This window comes from Pararhizobium sp. P1_E7 (genome assembly GCF_056405855.1).
Genome location: NZ_JBFUBH010000007.1, coordinates 69,145 through 87,179, shown reverse-complemented (window position 1 = coordinate 87,179; position 18,035 = coordinate 69,145). Strand labels below are relative to the sequence as shown.

Genomic DNA, 18,035 nt, shown 5'->3' with positions numbered 1-18,035 from the left:
GAAATCTCGGACCAACTCGGTCAGGTCGATGTTGGCATCTGTAACAAGCGTGACGTCTGCGCCAACCTCAATTTCCACGGACGGATGCAGATACGAAAAGCGGCTTATGGCATCGTTGATGTAGGCGCGGAACTCCGGTCCCACGGTAACGCTACAACGGTGCTTCCCAGGTCGTTCCCCCATCGCTAGCCCCCACCAGCAAACGCTTCGCCCTCAAGCTGTGTCAGCTGAAGCATTCGCGCAAGCGTTTTTGATCATATTCACTTCAAGTTTTCAGTAATCTCGTTATAGCAAGCCTCAATTGGGCCGACATCGCGCTTCGCCAAGGCAGTCCAGCTTGAACCATCAAATAGGAAGTGCTCAATGAAGCACTTCGACTGATCGTAGTCAGCCCATTGGGCAATCATCAGCTTGCTGGTAAGTTGGTACTTCAAGGTAAGGTACATGCTATCCTCGCCACTGCGCGGGAACTCGAAGGGCTGACCGGTTCGATTGTTGGCCACAACCACAAACGAGCATCCTGTGCCGCACCCGATTTGAATGACCGAAAACTCACCTGCAAAGCTCGGGCCTTGGTTCATCCCGTTGCGGATGCGGGTGCGGAAGCTATTGAAAGCCTTATCGCGACCCCTGAAATCAGGAAGCTTGGTCTTGCCGGTGAAAATATCTGCTACCGGAAATTCATCCGGCCTGATGGCGGTGGTGGCCTTCTGCACAGGGCCCCTCGATGGGCTTTGGGTATTGCCCCAGGTTATGGGTGTGTAGCCTGAGTCATAGGTTTTCTTTGCACCCCAAATGGTGTCAACATAATCCCGTTCAGCAAGGATCAGCGCGTGGAGCTTCGCCGCTGGCCCTATGTAATCAGCAAGTTTCTCGTTCCCGTGCATTGTCTGCAGCTCGGTGAGCGCGGTCGCCGAAATCACCGTCACGAAGGTGGCGATCATATCGCTTTCGGATATTTCGTACGAATTGAACAGGGCCACCCCTCCGTCGGGCATCGTGGACACCACCGGCCTGGCATCAAACATCATGCCATTGTGACCGAAGTGCCGCCGAACATCGTCAAGTGACGTCTGACCGTACTTAAACGGTTCAAAATCCGAGAATGAGCCTGCGGCTTCGCCACCCCAATCAGTTTCCAGATATATAATTTTGCCGCTGGAGCGAAGGAACGTCGCCGACATCTCGTTTCCACCTGGGAGCTGGAATTTGACGGCAGAATGAGGGCCCATCGTTTGCGTCGAAACGGGTGCGGTTCCAAGCTGATTGAGAGACGCCCTGTCGCTGCCAATCGTCACCCCCGACAGAGATTGAGCCATGGTGGGCTCAGTGACAAGAACTAGAGAAGTAAACCCCAGGCCCAACGCGAAAATCTTGTGAAAAATCATGCTAAAAAACCTATAGCCGAAATGCTCATTCCAATATATCTGACATCCAAATTTGAAGCCATCGTGCAAAGGCCGGTCGGCAGCTTTCTCGGACTTCGTGATCGCCTTACGCTGGCCCAAGGCTATTCTACGGTCACTCTCGATAAACTGCTGCTGATGCGGTCCGCATATTCAATGGCGAAAAAGCACTTGGYCACCCCACTTTCAGACGCTGTTGCATTCGACAACCAAATTCGTATTCCCCGACGCAAGCAAAGTCTAATTGGCTTCGCATCTCATTACCGTCCGACACGACATCGCCCAGGCCGTTTTCATTGCTCATTGCTCGATGGAGCCATGGCGATCTTTCGCCCCCGCGCCCGCTGAAATCGTTCGAAAGAGGTGTCTGGACGATGATCGGCGCAGCAAATTCCGCCAGCTGGAATGTCGACATCAATGGCGATCCAGAGAACTAGTTCGGACTTAATATCAAGAGCGGGCGTCGTCTAAAGGTGCTGGTTCTTCCTCCTCATCGTCGGCATTGCTGCCCCACAATCGTTCAAGGAAAGACTTTGCCTTCTTCCCTTGAACCAATTCGCTGACTTTTCGAACATATTCGTTGTTGCCTCGCTGGGCCATCGAAAACAAGCGCAAAGCAGGTTCCATACTGGTTTGAACGCTTTCGTCCGACGCGCGAATGAAATCGGCGATTGTGCTACGTTTCAACTCAAGAAACGCGTCTGTCACGGGAACGAGTCCGCCCTCAAGGCTAGGCCTCAGAATGTGCCGAATAAGATTCTCCTTTTCTTGCCTCGACTTTTCACCTTTGTGAATAACGTTGCGCAAGATGGAGGGGAAAAGACGGATGGCCTCTGTGAGGGTCTGTATTGTTGTCGACTTGATGCCCTCTCTCACCATGCGATAAAATTCCAGGTGATAGCCTTGATCGATCACGCCCATGATCGCATCGTAGTCTGATATGGGAATATCCGTAATCGAGCCGTTGAGGGTTCCTAGAACGAACTGCAGGAAAGCATCCTTCAGTGCGGTAGACGCCGGTACATATCCAGAGGATTTCGCCTTATCAAGCACCAACGTTAGTTGCTGATCGCCGGACGATAGGTGGGCCAACCATTCCTCGGAGCTGATTTGGTCTAGAAGGGCGTCTGCCTTATCGTGGAGTAGCTTCCACTCAACCTCGGAAAATTTGGCGGTGTCTACGAGGATATCAGCCGGATAGTCGGCGATAGAAATTTTCGGTAGGTCGTCAGCGCGAATTTTGAGGCCTAATTTCGACAGTGCGTTTTGGAACTCACTTCCGAGCGCCCGTTTAACATAGGGATATAGCCTCAATAGGTCCGATGCCGCAATCCAGGGCGCAGTTGCTCTGGAGAAGGCGGCAGCAATGACCGATAGTATCAGCTTGTTGTCTGGCTGGGTGCTGCCGTAAGCAGCCCACCGAGGAATCCGATAGTGTGTCACTAGCCTATCCACAAGGACGTCCAGTTGTTCCTTTGTTAAAGGCGATCCGTCAGAAAGCAACTTGTTGAACCACGCGAACTCATCCTGAGCATCCGCTACTCGTTGATTGTTGGGTAGGACTCGTGTCGGTTGAGCGAGTTTCCCCGCGACAAAAAAATCGCCTGCCAAAAAGATAGCGTGAGCGACTCCGACATCGGTTGGGTCATCGAAATAGGCAGCATGAAGGCTTTTATAGAAATTCGCATTCGCCAACATCTCTGTGAGTTCGAAGTCCTTAAGTTTCTGAGGGGATATGTAAGACGCCGTTGCGCTTAAAACGGGAAGTTGTTCATGGAATTGGTCTAACTCGATGGTCTCATCGACTAGCGACTTAGCTACGGCGCTAGATATGGCGATCCATTGGTCGTCCCCGATAATCGCTGCGCTTTTGAAGCTGGCAAAGGCAGGGATGCACTCTGTGGGATTTGCAATCGCCATCTTTTCCAAGAACGTCGGATCGGCCGTCAAGTCGAGTACGGGTTTGGCAACATGAGACATTTTAATCGGTGAGGAGAAGGCGTCTATTGCAAAGCCGAAGAGAAATGTCGGGCTCGACGGCAGGATCACCTTCTTAACCGACGCAGCAATCTCCATGCCGGGGTCCACAGAGGCGGCAGTCGCAGTGGCGTCGGACAGAAATTTGATAAATAGTTTGCCTTTAGCTTGGTCGAGTTTGTCGGAGCCCAATCCCTTTGTGGCGGCGGTAACAAGATGCTCTAAAACGGTGCGGCGATCAGTGGGAGCACAGACAGTCAGGAGCTTCTGGACTAATTGTGCGTCCCGTCCCAATGCGATCTCTGAAACTCCCTGAAAAGCTGCGACGGCGGATTTTTTCAGATGAGAAGCGGCTTCCCCCTCGTAAACTTTAAGAAGGTCCGAGAAATTGCTTATAGCTGAAGCAAACTTAGACGAGCTTTGCCAAGCCGAAGCGTTTGCCACAAAGACGTCGTTGACGCGCACGTCAAAACCAGGCGACTTCGAAAGTGCAACCAACTGATCCGGTGAATCAGAGTTAGCGGCGTTCTCGATCTGGCCGTCCAAAAGAAGTTGAAAGGCCAGTTCGGGCTCGACGTTAAACAGAACCGCTGCCAGATTTTTCTCAAGGTCCTTATCTGCTGCTACGGATCGGAGATGCTTGTCAATGGTGCCAGATTCGGCCAACGCAGCGGGGTGTTCCTCCAAGTTGTCCTGAACCGCCAGGTAGCACGCAATCGTAGGGAGAGGAATGCGACCGACGTGCAAGAAATAGAGGCCGCTCACCTCGTTTATGTAAGAGATCACTTGGCGAGGCGTCGCCTTCCCACCTCCGCGATCAATCAACATGTTGAAGATCAAATATACGCGGAATAGCACATCGGCATCGTCAACATCCGGTAGTGCCACTCGTATCTTCTGATCGAAGAACTCTCTGGTGTTGGACATGACCGGGGGGGAGACGTTCAAAACCTCATCGAAGGTCTTTGAGAACAGCTCCCTTTTGCGCAAGAGTGTGAAGCTGTTATCCGCCCCCTTGTCGTTATCCGTGACAACTTCGATGTGTCGCCGGTCGTAGGGTACAATCGCTGTGATCTGGCCGTGGCGTTGGGTTGCACTATCAGAGTGCGTCCGCGAAAAGATGGAACGGACCAAAGCCCAGTATTCGCCAATTTCATCCGGCGGGAGCCTGTCGATGTTATCTAAGACGATGATAACCTTGGATCGGTCATCTTGGACCGTTGCCAAAATCTCGCGAAGTACAGACTGAAACTCGAAGTCATTGGGGTCAGTCTCGCGAATGTACTGCGTGACCTTTTGGTGCTCGTATTGCTTCGCACCAATCAGCAATGTCTGAGAGAGTGCCAAGCGGAATCTCGCCACACGGCCTTTTCCAGATGGGTTTTGACCTTTATATTTAGCGTAGGCCGCCAAAAATGTCGCCGCGAGAAAAACATAGATCAGGAACATCGGCCAAGAGAAGAAAAACTGCGCTTCTTCCTTTGCCACAACCAACGCGTCGAATACCGATTTGCTCCAAAGTACGTAAATGGGGAGGAAAGGAACCGCCAAGAGCACACCTATCCCATAGAGGTCCAAATTGAGCTGATTACTGCTGTCTACTTCCCGAATTTTACCTTTGATCTTACTCTCGATCTCGAAGAGCTTCTGCGATTTCTTCGGAAAAGTTACGTGGGCCCACGCGACCAAGTGCTCCAGAAACGAGCGACGAAATGCCGACCCCTGGGATTTCCATATATCGAAGGTGAAAAAGTGAAACTTGACCTTCCCATTACCGTTTGCTTGCTGGAGCTTACGTTCCGCAATGCCCACGACACTAGATTTCCCGCTCCCCCACGGTCCGTCCAAACCTATCGCCCGGTCGGCGTTCTTGAATGACTTTATTGCTGAAACCAGAGCGTCGGCAGTTCTTTCGTGCCCCTTACCGTGGAAAAGGTCTTTGTTCGACGGTTCGTCGAGCAGTATGTGTCGACGTATTTCTGCGGCGTTCATTTGCAATCCTAGCGGAACGATTCCCAATCCTTTACTAAACTACGGATTGTTTTGCATGATCTGCAATGCGGGAGAGGGTGTGTTTTACCGATTTAATATCGATACTGCACGTTATGCACAGGTAGCGTCATGCGGTAGTGTGCCATCGCTGCAGGCCCTGCCCCGGCAATACCGAAATGCTTCCAAGAAAAACGATAGGATTTCGGTCGACGGCTTGTTAACGTTGCACATTATCAACCCACGACCCAGCAAACATGAGCATGCTAAGCCCTTGTCTCAATTTGATCGGCTAAGGGATTCTGATTTAGATCGAGCCTATCAGGTGCCAAACCTCGCCGGAGACCGGTTTGCTAAAAGCCTCAGCGAATTCTCCCCTGTTGTTCTTTGAAGCCTCGCTGACGGAGCAAGAGCTTCGAGCGTCCCCCATGTGCATCAATACGATGAAGCTCCTGCGCTATGCGGAGCAGCATGCTGGCATTCAGATCACTAAGCTCGGCAATTTTTACAGGAAATGCGTGGAGTGGTCCGCCGAAGAATTCCAGTGGCCCGGATATGAACCGACGGAGCTTTACGCGGTAAATAAGGTACTCAATGAGCCGGACTTTCCGCCGCTTTTCCTGATCCATGAAATCTTGCTGAATGCTCGGCTGATCCGGCACTACAAAGGGCGGGCAAAACTGACCAAGGCGGGAATTGGCATGATCGGACGATATGGCGATCTGCAGGTTACGCTAACGGAATATATGTTGCGTTCTCCGATAGGTGACGATCCTCAAGCAAACGCCCTGTTCTGGAACCTGGAGCATATCATGCGAGTGATCGGCGCTCGGTTGGCCGATTGGACTACAGTTGCGGAGCTTTCGGAACTGGCCATTCCGACGGAACTGTTTCCTGCGCGCGGAAGCCTCGGTAGTCGTTTCGAAGGTTGCCTATTCGTCGCCCATGGAATTGTGCGCCCCCTGAGCTGGCTCGGGCTCCTCGACGATGGCAACCTCAAACAGAAGCCCCATGTTCGGCTCGAAGAGCGCCTGATCCGGAAGACCGCTTTGTTCGACCGGTTTGTCAGGTTGATCGTTCCCACAGCCGATGGCGGGCAGCGTGTGCATTAGGTTTGCGCTATGGTCGCCTTCACCATGTCGTCCTTCGTCCGCCGAAGAGGTTGGGGAGTTGAACGAACGCTATTGTCGCCTAACTGCATCGATCATCGCCTTCGTCACGTCCTGAGGATAGCAGATCGGCGCGTAACCGCCCGGCTTCGAATAGGCGCTCCTTTTCCCACAGCGCCGACCACCACGATCTGTATTGTACGGACATGCGCACGAGCTAGGGTAGCTCGCGAGAGACTCAGCGATGATGCGCTGAATAATCGCCGAGTCCGGAATTGTTGGGACCGACTTCTCCCGCTCTTGCGGCTTTGACGCCTTCTCCGAGGGCTTTTCATCACGCGGCTTTTGCCTTTCGGCCAGAAATCGTGACGCCATCCAACCATCGCGCTGGGTGAGTTGGTCTCTGACATGGGACCATTCGCCAGACTGCTTTATCAGAAGGACTTGTCGTCCGCTGTCCAGGCGATCAATGATGTCGTCACCCGTGGAAGGTCCCTTTCGAAACGCGACGCGATTGCCGGAAATAAACCGGACCGGTAAACTTTCAGCTTGCTCTCGTCGCTCCAGATTTTGCACATCTACGCGGTCCGCTTCGGATAAGGCCGTCTCGGCAGCCGATTTCGAAGTTTTGGTGCTGACCGACTGGGGGCGTTTTAGCTGTTCAGAGACAGAGGTACCTTTCGCGACACCGGCATGGTCGTTACCAGGATCACCACTCATCAGCCGACTAATCGCATAGAAAAGAACTACCCCGATTATCCAATACCGCTTCCGCATGCCTCAGCTCCCTGCGAGGACTTTGCCGTAGAAGGCAATTATCGACAAGCTTAAGGTGCAGAAGAAAAGCGTTTCGCGCTTCGGGCAGATTGCATCCACCCAACACAAGGAGCCGACGATGGTAAGCGGATGGGACAAGTCACCAGGACCTGACAATAATTACGCAAGCGTGGGTCCGACCAAGAGTCAGACCCTACGATTTGTCGCGCTGGTGCTGACGCTTGTAGGTGGTGTTACCCTGCTGATCATGTGGTAGAATCCGACCGAGGGCGGAAACTTCGTCAACTGAGTTTTTGCACATTACACCGTTGTGGAATTTCGCGGGTGGCCTTCCACTGTTCGATCCGTTTCATGTCGAATGTCGCGAAATAGCCAAGATATCGTTGGAGCCGCCACTGAGGCTCCAATCTCCGGTTATTAGTTACGCTTTTTCAGCGACTTTCATCCATTCTTCGCCCAATGAAGAAAGCCGCTGACCAGAGCTTGACAGATAACTGGAAGCATACGCGCCGCGTTGTCCTGCAGCGTGATGGCTTTACATGCATGTCATGCTCAACGACGGTGTCGTCGGCCGACGCCGACGTGCATCATCTACTACCTCGATCCATGGGTGGCTCCGACGAGCCTTCAAATCTCGTCACCCTTTGCGATGGCTGCCACGCAGCCCATCACCCGAATCTAGCAGGCGGCCTTGCGCGGCGGGTAATCGAGCGCTGGGCAATGCGCCTTGCTCGGTGGCTGGACAAAGAGGCGCGAGACCTTGAGTCCACCCAGAACTTTGGTCCCATTCTCCGGCTCTTTGGTGCATCCCATTTTCGTGACGGTCAGCTCCCAATCGTTTTGGCTGCGCTCACCGGAAAATCCATTCTGGTCGTGAGCCCGACGGGGTCCGGCAAGTCGCTCTGCTTCCAACTCCCCGCCATGCTGCGAAAGGGGATGACCATTGTCGTCAGCCCCCTGAAAACGTTGATGGCCGACCAAGTTTCGGGGCTGCTCCGCAAGAAGATTCCGGCCACCTTCGTCAACAGTGGTCTCAGTCGTGACGAGAAGGAAATCCGATACTCCATGGTCGAGAAGCAGGCCGTGAAGTTCCTCTACCTCGCACCAGAGCGTTTCTTTGTGCGGCGACAAGAGGAGCGAGACGCCCTGGCACGCAGCAAGCCAGAATATATGGTGGTCGACGAAGCGCATTGCGTCGATCAATGGGGCCGCGACTTCCGCCCCGAGTACGGGCGTTTGCGGGACGTGCGCCAGAGCTTGGGCTCGCCGCCGATTTTGGCTTTCACCGCGACTGCCGGGCTGGCGATGCAGAAACGCATCCTCGCATCATTAGGGATTGAGGACGCGACCGTGTTCGTTCGCGGCGTTGATCGGCCGAACATCGCATTAATCCGGTGGCGCTGTGCCACCGCCTCTCGTCATCTGGAAATTGCGAAATTGCTGCGCAGGCCGTTTATCGAGGGACGGAAGGCCATGATCTTCGTTCCAACGGCTCGTATTGGTCAGGAACTGCAATCCAATCTGCGAAATAGCGGCCTTGAAATCCCGTTCTATCACTCGAAGCTCGGTACGGAGTGGGAGCGCCAGGAATTGATGAAGCGCTTCCAAGGGGAAAGCCGCCCGGTTGTCGACCACATAATTTGCACGAACGCTTTTGGCATGGGCTTGGATGTGCCTGACGTTCGCCTCATTATCCACTGGCAGCAGCCGTCGTCAGTCGAAGATTATCTTCAGGAGTTCGGCAGAGCCGGACGCGATGGCAAACAATCGGCGGCAATCATATTCACCGAAAGCAATCAACGTGCCGGGCGCGATGTTGGTCTCCTTCGCTTTATGGCTGAAAAGACGTCTGGAAGTTCCGAACTCGACGACATCACGGCTCGGTCAATGCTCCGACAACGGTATTCCCAAATCGAGGGCCTAAGTGTGCTGCTCAACGCCAATGGTTGTCTGCGCACAGGGCTCATCGAATATTTTGAGGGGCCGAAGGTCCCGACCCGGCAAGGGCTCGGACGAATGATCCTAAATTGGGTTTTCAGTCGCGACAGCAAGGCACAGCGCTTCCGATACTGCTGCGACGCCTGTGCACGACGAGGTCGCGAGCCCAAGTCTCTCTCAGACCATGTCACGTCGGTATTCACACGTTTCTGAAGCTGACAGGTCTGAGGTGGCGATTGCGATGCCGGATTTCCTACCATGGCTAGCCTTCGCTACACCCAGCACGCCTTTCCTCCAGTAAGTTCGAAGCGTTGATGGAGTGGGTGCTTGAGAACGACATGCTGATCTTGGCCTTCGTTACGACATATGCTCGTCTGATCGACGGTGGCATCGGTGTTGGCCGCACTGATCTGATCTCCGAAGAGTATCATGCCCGTGAACTGGAAATCGATAACAAGTATCGGGCACTTCCTGGCGAGACCAAACGTCGCCGCAAACTCCGGCGACCACCAACCGCGCAAACATAAGCGAATATCGGAAAGATAACCGCTACACCGTTTTCCCGAAGGCGACCTGAGCACCGGAGAACGCCCCCACCGGCGTGAAGATGGCCTTCGTTCCGACAAGCCTGGACAACGACTGAACGAGTTCTCGCGACCTCCCAACGATTTGGGTGCTTTGCGCTGCCGCTGCCTCGTTCTGCAATCGGACCTGCCGATCATTCAGTGGGGCCAGTATTTCTCGCTCATCCAGTCGTCCGATCCCGGCCATAACGTCATGGGAAATAGGCAGCCAAAGCTCAACTTGGGGATCGCTCAAATCTGTTATGCCCGGCAAGGTGCACTTGACGACTGGTCTGCTTCCCAGGACGAAAGATTTCTTCGGATTGGCCACCTTGGCTACAGCCAAGCCTCGGCTCCCCAGCGTCGACAAAACCTGCTCACTGCTTGTTGTAAGACTGGAAACTCGAACATTCTGGCGCATATTCTTCAGCGAAATTGGGGCTAGCAACTCACTTCGTTCGCTGTTGGTCAGCCGCCGACCAAGCGTGGCTAACTCATCAATAAGGCGCTCGACTTCGGCCTTATGCGCCTCTGGCGGAAGCAAGGACATGTAGAGGTCCGGGACCCGCCTCCACTGTTGATACAGGAAGTTGTCCCAGGTTTCCTTTTCAGTGGCGGTCAACGACGGCAGTTTGGCCTTTCTCGCACTCGCAACGACCTTTTCGATGACCGGCGCTGCCGCTCCCTCCAACTGCGAAAACCATTGCTCCAAGGAAACATCTTTCGATCCATCAGGCCGCACGTAGCTGTAAAGATGGCCTTCCACGAGCAAATTGTTGAGTGTCCCGCACCAAACACCCTTCCCCCTGTTCCGTGAATCGAACGTCCACAGCCCGTCATTTCCATCGACGAAACCTGCTTGAAGATGCTCCGGGACGAAATGGTGGCGTTTGGGATTGCTCATCGGTGTTTCACCTGCCTCGGTCAGTCGTCTAGAGGACAGGGGAACCGGAAGAAAATACTTCAGGCTGTATCCCCTACAAATCACACGCTAGAACATCCAAAGTTCGCGCGCCAGCTGACTGCGTATCCACCGTCATTCGGTCTTCGGGAGAAGCTCGTCCACGTCAAATTTCAAATCACTGGTCAGTGGCTGAAACAACGGCTTGGACATGCGCTCGGCATAGTCTGCCTGGATCGCTTTCGCTTTCGTCAGCGCATCTGCACCACAGATCAGTTCTACGCGGTCGTGGATCGCAAATTGCGCCATCGAGCCCTTGAAGGGTTCCTCCACGAAAAGCTCGCGGCACAGCTTCTTTCGGGGAACACAGCCTTGGTCCACCAAGAAGCTGACCATGCCAGGGTCCTGATAGGACTCGACAGGCTCATTGTGAGATGATCCACCGAAGAAAATGAACTTTGTCGCCCTGAGACCAGACCTGCAGGCCATAGCGACGGTCTTCTTGTCGCCAGTCGAGAGAGCCTGAATGAATCGTTCGTCGCTGATCGAATAGCCGCGAAGGTCGTCCGTCGTTTCGATCAAGGTCTCGGTGTTTGCGGCGATCTTCTTCGTTTCAACGTGGATATCATCGAGCTTCCCGATCATCTCCGTCTGCATCTTGCTGACCAGCTCAAACTTGCTGGCAAGGAAGCCGTCGCTTCCCTCCGGGCCGGAGGGCGTCTGATAAAGGAAATAGACGCTGCAGATCGTCATGATGCCGCCGACGCCGATCAGGCCCTTTGTGATATCTCTGCTCCAGCCGAGAGTTGACCAGGACAGGAGCCCGAGCCCGAACGCAATACCTCCTACGAGAACGCCGTAAATACTCGATCCGGCAAGAGGCGTTGCGATGTCGTTGCACACTCCAATGAAGCCGCCCAATGCCGCAAAGGAGAGATGTTTTTCGATGGGCTGAACGACGGCGCGCATAAAGGGGTCCTTTCGAATTGCATAGGGTCTCATAGCAAGCAGCAGTTAGCTRTTGCCTAAAGACACGCTCAAAAGTTTCATGAAGTCGATAGTGGCACCAAGGCTTTGGCGTGCGAGGGCAGTTGGTCTTGCCGCAGATGAATGCTACTGCCAGGCCTTCCGAGATCAGGATTTCACCGGCATCTCGGCCGTTTATGGTGAGGACGCCGCAGGATTGGCCATAGTTGCATTTATCAGCGCCCTCATCGGCACTCGCCAATGGTCGTTTGCTTATATCTCGATCTGCTCGGCTACCTATGGAATCTGGTTTGGAGTCCGAGGTTTTCGCATGCCCCCACCCTCGACCATAGTGTAGTCAGCCCGACGGACAGCCGCGCAACCTCGGACTTCTCCAAAGCCCTCAATCTTTGAGTGGCGACTCGATTTTCCAAAAGCAACTTTGTACGGATTTCCGAAGCAAGCATCCAATGTTTCCTCAGGTCACCAATATCGTTGATCGTCGGGTTTGTTGGGAGCAAATCATTTTTAATGAAGCAGGCAACTACGGGCCGGGAGATACCCATCGCAAGCCCGCTCTCACACTGTCGGAGCGGCACCCGTTCGGTGGCCGATACTTGTCTGCTTCCCATAAGCACGGCTTGGAGCTGATCCGTTCGCGGTATATAAAGGTTTCGAACATCGCAACCTTTGTCAGTTGCTCCCCTCGAAACAGAAACACGGCCGTCTGCCATGGCACGAAAAATTTGCACCCACCGCTTTCCATCCATGTGGGCCATCTGAAAGCTGAGCACGGCAAGCGAGACCATACCAGATGGCTCAACCAATGGTGCTGTCTTTAACGTTTGCAGCAACGAAGTAGTCCAGTGCGTTCGGCGTGCCTTTCGGAAATTACCGAGAACACTAGTCAATTCAGACACCATACCGTCATCGTAAAGCTCGACCAGAAAGGGGACGGGCAACCCGAGCACTTTGGAAAGCTGGCGAGCCTCAGGCGCATCGCGCAGGACTTTCACCGCGACTTCGCTATCCGGAGCAGAATTGGACCTAAGGCGCAGCAGCTCACTGCGGGCTTGCCGAAGAGGCTGTGCTACAGAGCACTGATACGGCACCTGGGTTCCGAATTCTTGCTGACGCCGCACTACCTGCTTACGCAAGTCGACTTCGAAGCGGGATTTTAAAAGACCTCTGACGGAAGGAGACAGGGTCGGATCGTATCGGAGCCGATTGGATAAATCTTTGCTTGGGTCTTCTTTCATAGCCGACCTAGGCTTCGATGCCGCGATCATAGCATCGTACGCGTCTGGCCAGCCCAACAAAGCCCTTCCCGCTTTGGCAATGCATAAGGGATTAAGCGCATCGCTATGAATACCCTCGTTCCTTTGGCTAACCCCTGCCAGCTGAATTGCAAACTGAAATAGATCGCCTCGGTTCTGCTCCGCCAAATCGCGATGCAATGGGACGGAACTAATCGCGTGCAATCGCTCAGGATCGACGAGGTCTGTTACGAACCGAAGGGCCTCGTCATCATTTACTTCGACAACCGGCTGTGGGAACTCGCGAAGGTCCACCGCACCAACAAAACTTCCTGGCGAGGTACAAATGTCGCAGAACCCAACCCCGTAGCTGCGAGACCAGCCGAGCTGTCGATTGCAGACCGGGCAGTGATCGAGCAGCTTTTCACGAGTTTCTGGATCGAAACTTAATGGCTTCAGAGACCACATTGCCTTTTGGCGACCATGCAGCCGAAGAGAACGAGGCGAGACACGCCTCGCCCCGCTGAGATGTCCGCGACGGACGTTGATGCCGAAAAAGTTGATCCAGTCACGTCCCGACGACTCCGGCTCCAAGAGCATGCGACGKGCAGCGTCCGAATCCTTCCGGATGCCCAGAATATTGACCAACCTGTCGATCTCGTCCGAAGGGCCGATAGGAATTGCCGCGACACTCTTGAACGAGCGACTTCCAGCGAGATCAACCGCCATCTTGGTGTTCCTGAACCCGTTTCGTTCGGACGCCCGCAACACCGTGTCTCTCAGCGCCTCACCCTCTTGCATATCAGTGGGTATCGCCAACATCTTTCCCTTCATCCCAACGAGAGATGCAAGGTGTTCGACCAAACCATTCTTATCGTCGACTATATCAAGCATCGGCAAACTCCAGCTCTTCTTCAAAGGGGTTGCGTGTCGCCAGCTTGTTGAGCACCGAATAGTCGTCCGCAGCCGCGCTCAGATGGCAGCGTTCCACACGCTTAGCGCCCTCGTCCTTGGCATAGTGAGCGGCCAATTCTACGATGTTAGCAGCGTGACCGAAATAGCCACCGGCCGCCTCAAACAGCCGTGGTACGATGTCGTCTTCGAGAAAATTGCTTCGCTCTGGAAATAGTCCAGATCGCATGAGATTGATGCCCAACATCCCACAGTATTCTGTGAAGGCTCTCCGATGCTCGGTATTCCCATAGACCAACGGCCCCAAAAAGAGCGATTTCACGCAACGGGCACGAATCTGAAAGTCACTCAGGACCTTCGCCTGCGCTTCGGTGGTCCCCACAAACACGATAGGGCACCCACCCAGCAAGAAGTCTTTCAGCACATTATGGACCCTGGTGGCCTCTGCGCTCTGATACCCCCCCCTGGCACCGATCCTGAGGTGGTTCATTTCATCGAAGATAAGCAGTTCTGTCCGAAACTCTTGCATGTACCGAAATATTCGATGCTTTTTCGAGCCCATATTGCCGGTCTCTGGCCTTGGGTCCCCGTAGGCCCTGAGTATGTCTTCAAGAAGGGACATCAGCGTCGACGTGCCGGACACCGAAACCCGGACGACCACACGCTGCAATGCAGCAACCAGCGTCCTCGGCACCTCTCTACTGAAAAGGCCGACTTCGTAGCACCTGTCCACCACGTTTTTTTCGAGATAAGCTTTCAAAATTGTTGTTTTGCCACTCTGTGTGTCGGCAAAAAGGGTGACGCACTTGGCCTCGTATCCCCCAAGCCCGATATTGAGAATCTGGCGGCGGGTTTCGCGCAGGCCGTCAAAACACAAATGCGCTTTCTTCATAAATGTGTGCTCGATCCTCATGCTCTGGAAAGCAAACGCAATCGTGTTCGTCGCTGAACGGGTGTTCATCGTTTAGTCCTCTTCAAATTTTGAGTTTGGGATTAGATATTGTAGAGGCGGTCGAGTTCGTCGAGCATTGCCTCGGTATCAACAGCATTGCTGTCAGATAGTGTCGTATCGGTCGCAGAGGCGGTGACTGGCTCCCCCACTTGCGCTTTGCCAGGGTCGTTTGCCGCCTTAACCTGCGGAATTTTCGCGGGATTTTTGGATTTCGTTGCTGGTTTACGACCTTTTGGAATTATCAGGTCGCCCGTTTTGGAGCTAAGCGCCATCTTGACGGGAACGTTGCGAGCTTTCGGCATTCCCGAGATCGACGGATCGATTAGGTCATCGACAATCCTGTCACCAGGGACCAATTCGAGTTCCAACACCGGGCCGCCATGGATGGTCCGAATCGTCCGCTTGCCCTCGCCATGGGTGTCGGTGGCAAGTTTGGCCGCAAGCTCGCGCTCGTACTCCGCACGAAAACGGGCTCTTTCCTCTCGCGAGTGGAAAACCTTGTTGGCCAATGCTTGTTTCGCCCTTTCCCCGGCCGCGAATGCAAACGAAACAACGGTGGCGGCATAAAACTCATCACTGTTGGGCAATTCAACGATTTCTTTGGTGTACTCGTTGATCACCGATATCGAAGTCACGTTCATCGGGTCGTAAAAGAAATGCACTCGAAACGTGGCTGACTGGTCTCCATCTCCACGCTCCCGATTCCGGCGGGCCAAGTCATTCAGCAACATCGTTGTGATGGCCTGGTCGTGGAAAACGTGACCGTCGAACTCTATGCCGGAAGCAGTCAAAGTGCGGCTCTTGTAGCGCCCCAGGATGAGGTTCATCGCCCTGGCGTCATCAATCGTTCGACGGCCAAACTCGATCAAGCCTTCACTCCAACGACGGGCGGGGGCCATCCCAATACCGTCGTGTTCGTCGAGGTGATATTCGATGATCTTATGATCTGTAAGTGCACGAATATCTTTTAATCGAAGCTGTGCGCCCTTCCGAGGGTCGAGCTTCTTGGCTCGCAGGATATCAGGCGAATATGGAATGCCGCCGGGCAACGAATGAAGGTGCGAATTCATCGTTCTGATAAGCCGCTCGATCCATGGTTTGTATTCTGGTGTTCGTATCGGAGCGTAATCAACTTGAAAGCCGACGACGTCGCCGACCAGCTGCAAGCTGACACCGATGTTTTCCAACGCGTTGTCAAGGATCAGCCACTGCCAGAGCCCGAAACCATCTGTTGCACCTTTGGCCTCACCGAAACGCTGGATCAATTCCACGTTAGGCTTCATGACTTCACGAAGGCATGCCATCAGTGTCGCAACGCTCGGCGGCTCGAACGTCATGACCATCCCTAGGACCATGCGGGAATAAAGGTCCATCGCCCATACTATGTACGGGCGCTTGAGGACAATTTTGACGCTGCCATCGATCTGAACTTCCTCGACAGCCCAGATGTCGCCCACCGTCGCATCTAAAACGAGCACCTCCAACGGCGCGACAGCCTTCAGACTGGAGCCCCGCCCTCTCAGCTGGCGATTAGCCGGTGCAATACCCCATTTGGATTTGACGGTGGCATGGGATCGCGCCGCGTAAATCCAGTTGGTCAAGGTTTGATTTACCGGGGGTTCGATCCACTTGGCTGTCCCAGGCGAAGGCACAACAATAGGAATTAGGTTCCCATACGAACCGTCGTCCAAAAGAGCGGCGTCGAATTCGCCTCCGGCAGCCTCAATTTCGGCCTTCAGGGCGTCGATTTTCTGGTAAAACCGAACATCGAACCACTTATGGGCATCGATGAACTTCACCTTCCAGTCGCCCCAATAGTAGGCGACCATCTGCTGGCCCAGCTCGTACACCCACTTTTCCCATTTGGAGCGTGATACAGCGCTGCCTTTCTTGCGCAGATACAAACCCAGAGATCGTCTACCTGGCAGTCCCTTCGCAATCGCTTTTCGGAGGGCGCTGGCCGAAGGAGCTATCTTCCAACCCGCCTCCTTGGCTTTATCAAACCGACTAAGAATGAAGGCATCGAGTTTGTTAGTCTGTCGTGAGACGAACGTAGGGCTATTGTCGTAGCACCGAACGTAGAAGAGCAATCGCCCTGCTCTCTCAATATCTCTCCGGCGAATCTGCCAAGCCTTCAGCTGCGATGGCGTTGGAGATGCGTCTAGCGGCTCCTGCAACACCTTTATGTCGGCCGCCGTAATCAACGCGGTGACCACGCCTTCTCGCTCAAGACGGATGACGCCGCCAGTGGCCTGCAAAACGGCATAGTCAATGCGGGCAATTTTATAAGGGTTGTCGGTAGCGACAGCCCTCAATTCGAGTGGATCGGCTGAGCCCTCGCCCTCAACAACGAACTCACCTCGAACTTCAGCTCCCGACCCCACGAAGTGGAGCCGGTCCCCTTTTGAAAGGTCTAAAATCACCGCCAGGCCTCCCGCTCAAGGAGCCATACGTTGGTGTTTCCCTTCAGACCCGTGTTCAGGTCAATCGAAACGAAGCCGCGCGAATGCAGCGCATGAAGCTTCGCCCGACCAAAGGGACCGTCGCCCAGCGCTTTCGCCAACCGCCAATACTGCTTTGGGCCGTCACTCTTGAACTCGTTCTGGCATAGATGCTCATCGTAAGCATCAATCGCGACCCATTTGTCGAAATTCAAACGCCTCACGGTCTCTATCACTTCATAGGTGAAGTGCTTCTTCCGCCTTAGCTCGAAGAACTTGAACCCGCGACGGCGATAAACCTCCTTCGCCAAAACGAGCTTCTGCTGATAGGCCYCATCACCATCGCGGGGATCAACATCCTCCTTGATTTCAAGAATGATCGTTTGCAAATGCTCCTTCGCGCCTCTTMCCACAGGTTTCGCGGCCGCCTCCGAGAAAGACATTCCCCTTTGCAGGTCAATACCGAGAGAGGTTCGGGCCTTCAGCATCATATCCGGGAAGTACAAGAGCGGAGCACCCCGACCGCGCACCATCATTTCTAACCGATGGGGCTGTGCCAGCCACATATCGATGCGACTGGAGGCATCGGCCATCTGAAACGCTATACGTTCCAGGCGAGACTCCCAAGGCATGGTCATCCCGGCCTTGATTGACGGAAAAGTGCCAGTGGGCTTGGTTTGCCGCCCGTTTATGATCCGGCGAACGGGGCCCCCATCACTGGCCCACAGAATTCTGGCGATAGTCCCTGCCGACCGTTCCTCAACCGTCGTCGAAACGTTTTCAATATCGACGTCCATGCTAGCTCCTTTTAAAAAATCCTGTGCATAGGAAACAAGAACTCCGCTCCG

The 18,035-nt window shown here is 54.1% G+C and carries 13 protein-coding genes; 3 read left to right on the top strand and 10 right to left on the bottom strand.

From position 1 onward, the window contains the following. Window positions 1–260: 260 nt before the first annotated feature. Genes AC1D17_RS10405 through AC1D17_RS10395 form a run of 3 tightly spaced genes read right to left on the bottom strand, consistent with a single transcriptional unit; the run spans window position 261 to window position 5,375 of the window. Window positions 261–1,508 carry a hypothetical protein gene (locus AC1D17_RS10405; RefSeq protein WP_477565333.1) on the bottom strand — a complete coding sequence of 416 codons (1,248 nt, stop codon included), beginning with the start codon at window positions 1,506–1,508 and terminating at the stop codon, window positions 261–263. Between the two features lie 13 nt (window positions 1,509–1,521). Continuing rightward, the gene (locus AC1D17_RS10400; protein WP_477565332.1) at window positions 1,522–1,821 is read right to left on the bottom strand and encodes a hypothetical protein; all 300 of its coding nucleotides are present in this window, start codon (window positions 1,819–1,821) and stop codon (window positions 1,522–1,524) included. A 35-nt stretch (window positions 1,822–1,856) separates the two neighbouring features. Further along, window positions 1,857–5,375, bottom strand: coding sequence for a P-loop NTPase fold protein (locus AC1D17_RS10395; RefSeq protein ID WP_477565331.1), 3,519 nt, complete (start codon window positions 5,373–5,375; stop codon window positions 1,857–1,859). A 425-nt stretch (window positions 5,376–5,800) separates the two neighbouring features. Between AC1D17_RS10395 and AC1D17_RS10390 the strand changes: the two genes are divergently transcribed. Continuing rightward, window positions 5,801–6,484 (top strand): hypothetical protein, encoded by a 684-nt coding sequence (locus AC1D17_RS10390; protein ID WP_477565330.1) that lies wholly within the window; start codon window positions 5,801–5,803, stop codon window positions 6,482–6,484. Window positions 6,485–6,553: 69 nt separating this feature from the next. On the opposite strand, the gene AC1D17_RS10385 is transcribed toward AC1D17_RS10390, so the two are convergent. After that, window positions 6,554–7,258 carry an SH3 domain-containing protein gene (locus tag AC1D17_RS10385; RefSeq protein WP_477565329.1) on the bottom strand — a complete coding sequence of 235 codons (705 nt, stop codon included), beginning with the start codon at window positions 7,256–7,258 and terminating at the stop codon, window positions 6,554–6,556. Between the two features lie 483 nt (window positions 7,259–7,741). Here AC1D17_RS10385 and AC1D17_RS10380 point away from each other — a divergent pair, with 483 nt between their 5' ends. Then, entirely contained in the window at window positions 7,742–9,409 is a 1,668-nt protein-coding gene (locus AC1D17_RS10380; RefSeq protein ID WP_477565328.1) for a RecQ family ATP-dependent DNA helicase, read from the top strand. A gap of 101 nt (window positions 9,410–9,510) precedes the next feature. After that, window positions 9,511–9,723, top strand: a complete 213-nt coding sequence (locus AC1D17_RS10375) for a hypothetical protein (protein ID WP_477565327.1) — start codon at window positions 9,511–9,513, stop codon at window positions 9,721–9,723. A 22-nt stretch (window positions 9,724–9,745) separates the two neighbouring features. Here the strand turns inward: AC1D17_RS10375 and AC1D17_RS10370 are convergent, their stop codons facing one another. From AC1D17_RS10370 to AC1D17_RS10345, 6 genes are all read right to left on the bottom strand, one after another. Continuing rightward, entirely contained in the window at window positions 9,746–10,663 is a 918-nt protein-coding gene (locus tag AC1D17_RS10370) for a DUF4238 domain-containing protein (protein WP_477565326.1), read from the bottom strand. A gap of 132 nt (window positions 10,664–10,795) precedes the next feature. Beyond that, the gene (locus tag AC1D17_RS10365) at window positions 10,796–11,581 is read right to left on the bottom strand and encodes a hypothetical protein (protein WP_477565325.1); all 786 of its coding nucleotides are present in this window, start codon (window positions 11,579–11,581) and stop codon (window positions 10,796–10,798) included. A 338-nt stretch (window positions 11,582–11,919) separates the two neighbouring features. Further along, a complete protein-coding gene (locus AC1D17_RS10360) occupies window positions 11,920–13,776 on the bottom strand; it encodes a hypothetical protein (protein ID WP_477565324.1) in 1,857 nt (618 codons plus the stop codon). Then, a complete protein-coding gene (locus AC1D17_RS10355) occupies window positions 13,769–14,755 on the bottom strand; it encodes a TniB family NTP-binding protein (protein WP_477565323.1) in 987 nt (328 codons plus the stop codon). The genes AC1D17_RS10360 and AC1D17_RS10355 overlap by 8 nt, the downstream gene beginning before the upstream one ends. 32 nt (window positions 14,756–14,787) lie before the next feature. Beyond that, a complete protein-coding gene (locus AC1D17_RS10350; RefSeq protein ID WP_477565322.1) occupies window positions 14,788–17,169 on the bottom strand; it encodes a hypothetical protein in 2,382 nt (793 codons plus the stop codon). Continuing rightward, window positions 17,166–17,984 carry a hypothetical protein gene (locus AC1D17_RS10345; protein ID WP_477565321.1) on the bottom strand — a complete coding sequence of 273 codons (819 nt, stop codon included), beginning with the start codon at window positions 17,982–17,984 and terminating at the stop codon, window positions 17,166–17,168. The genes AC1D17_RS10350 and AC1D17_RS10345 overlap by 4 nt, the downstream gene beginning before the upstream one ends. Window positions 17,985–18,035 lie beyond the last annotated feature (51 nt).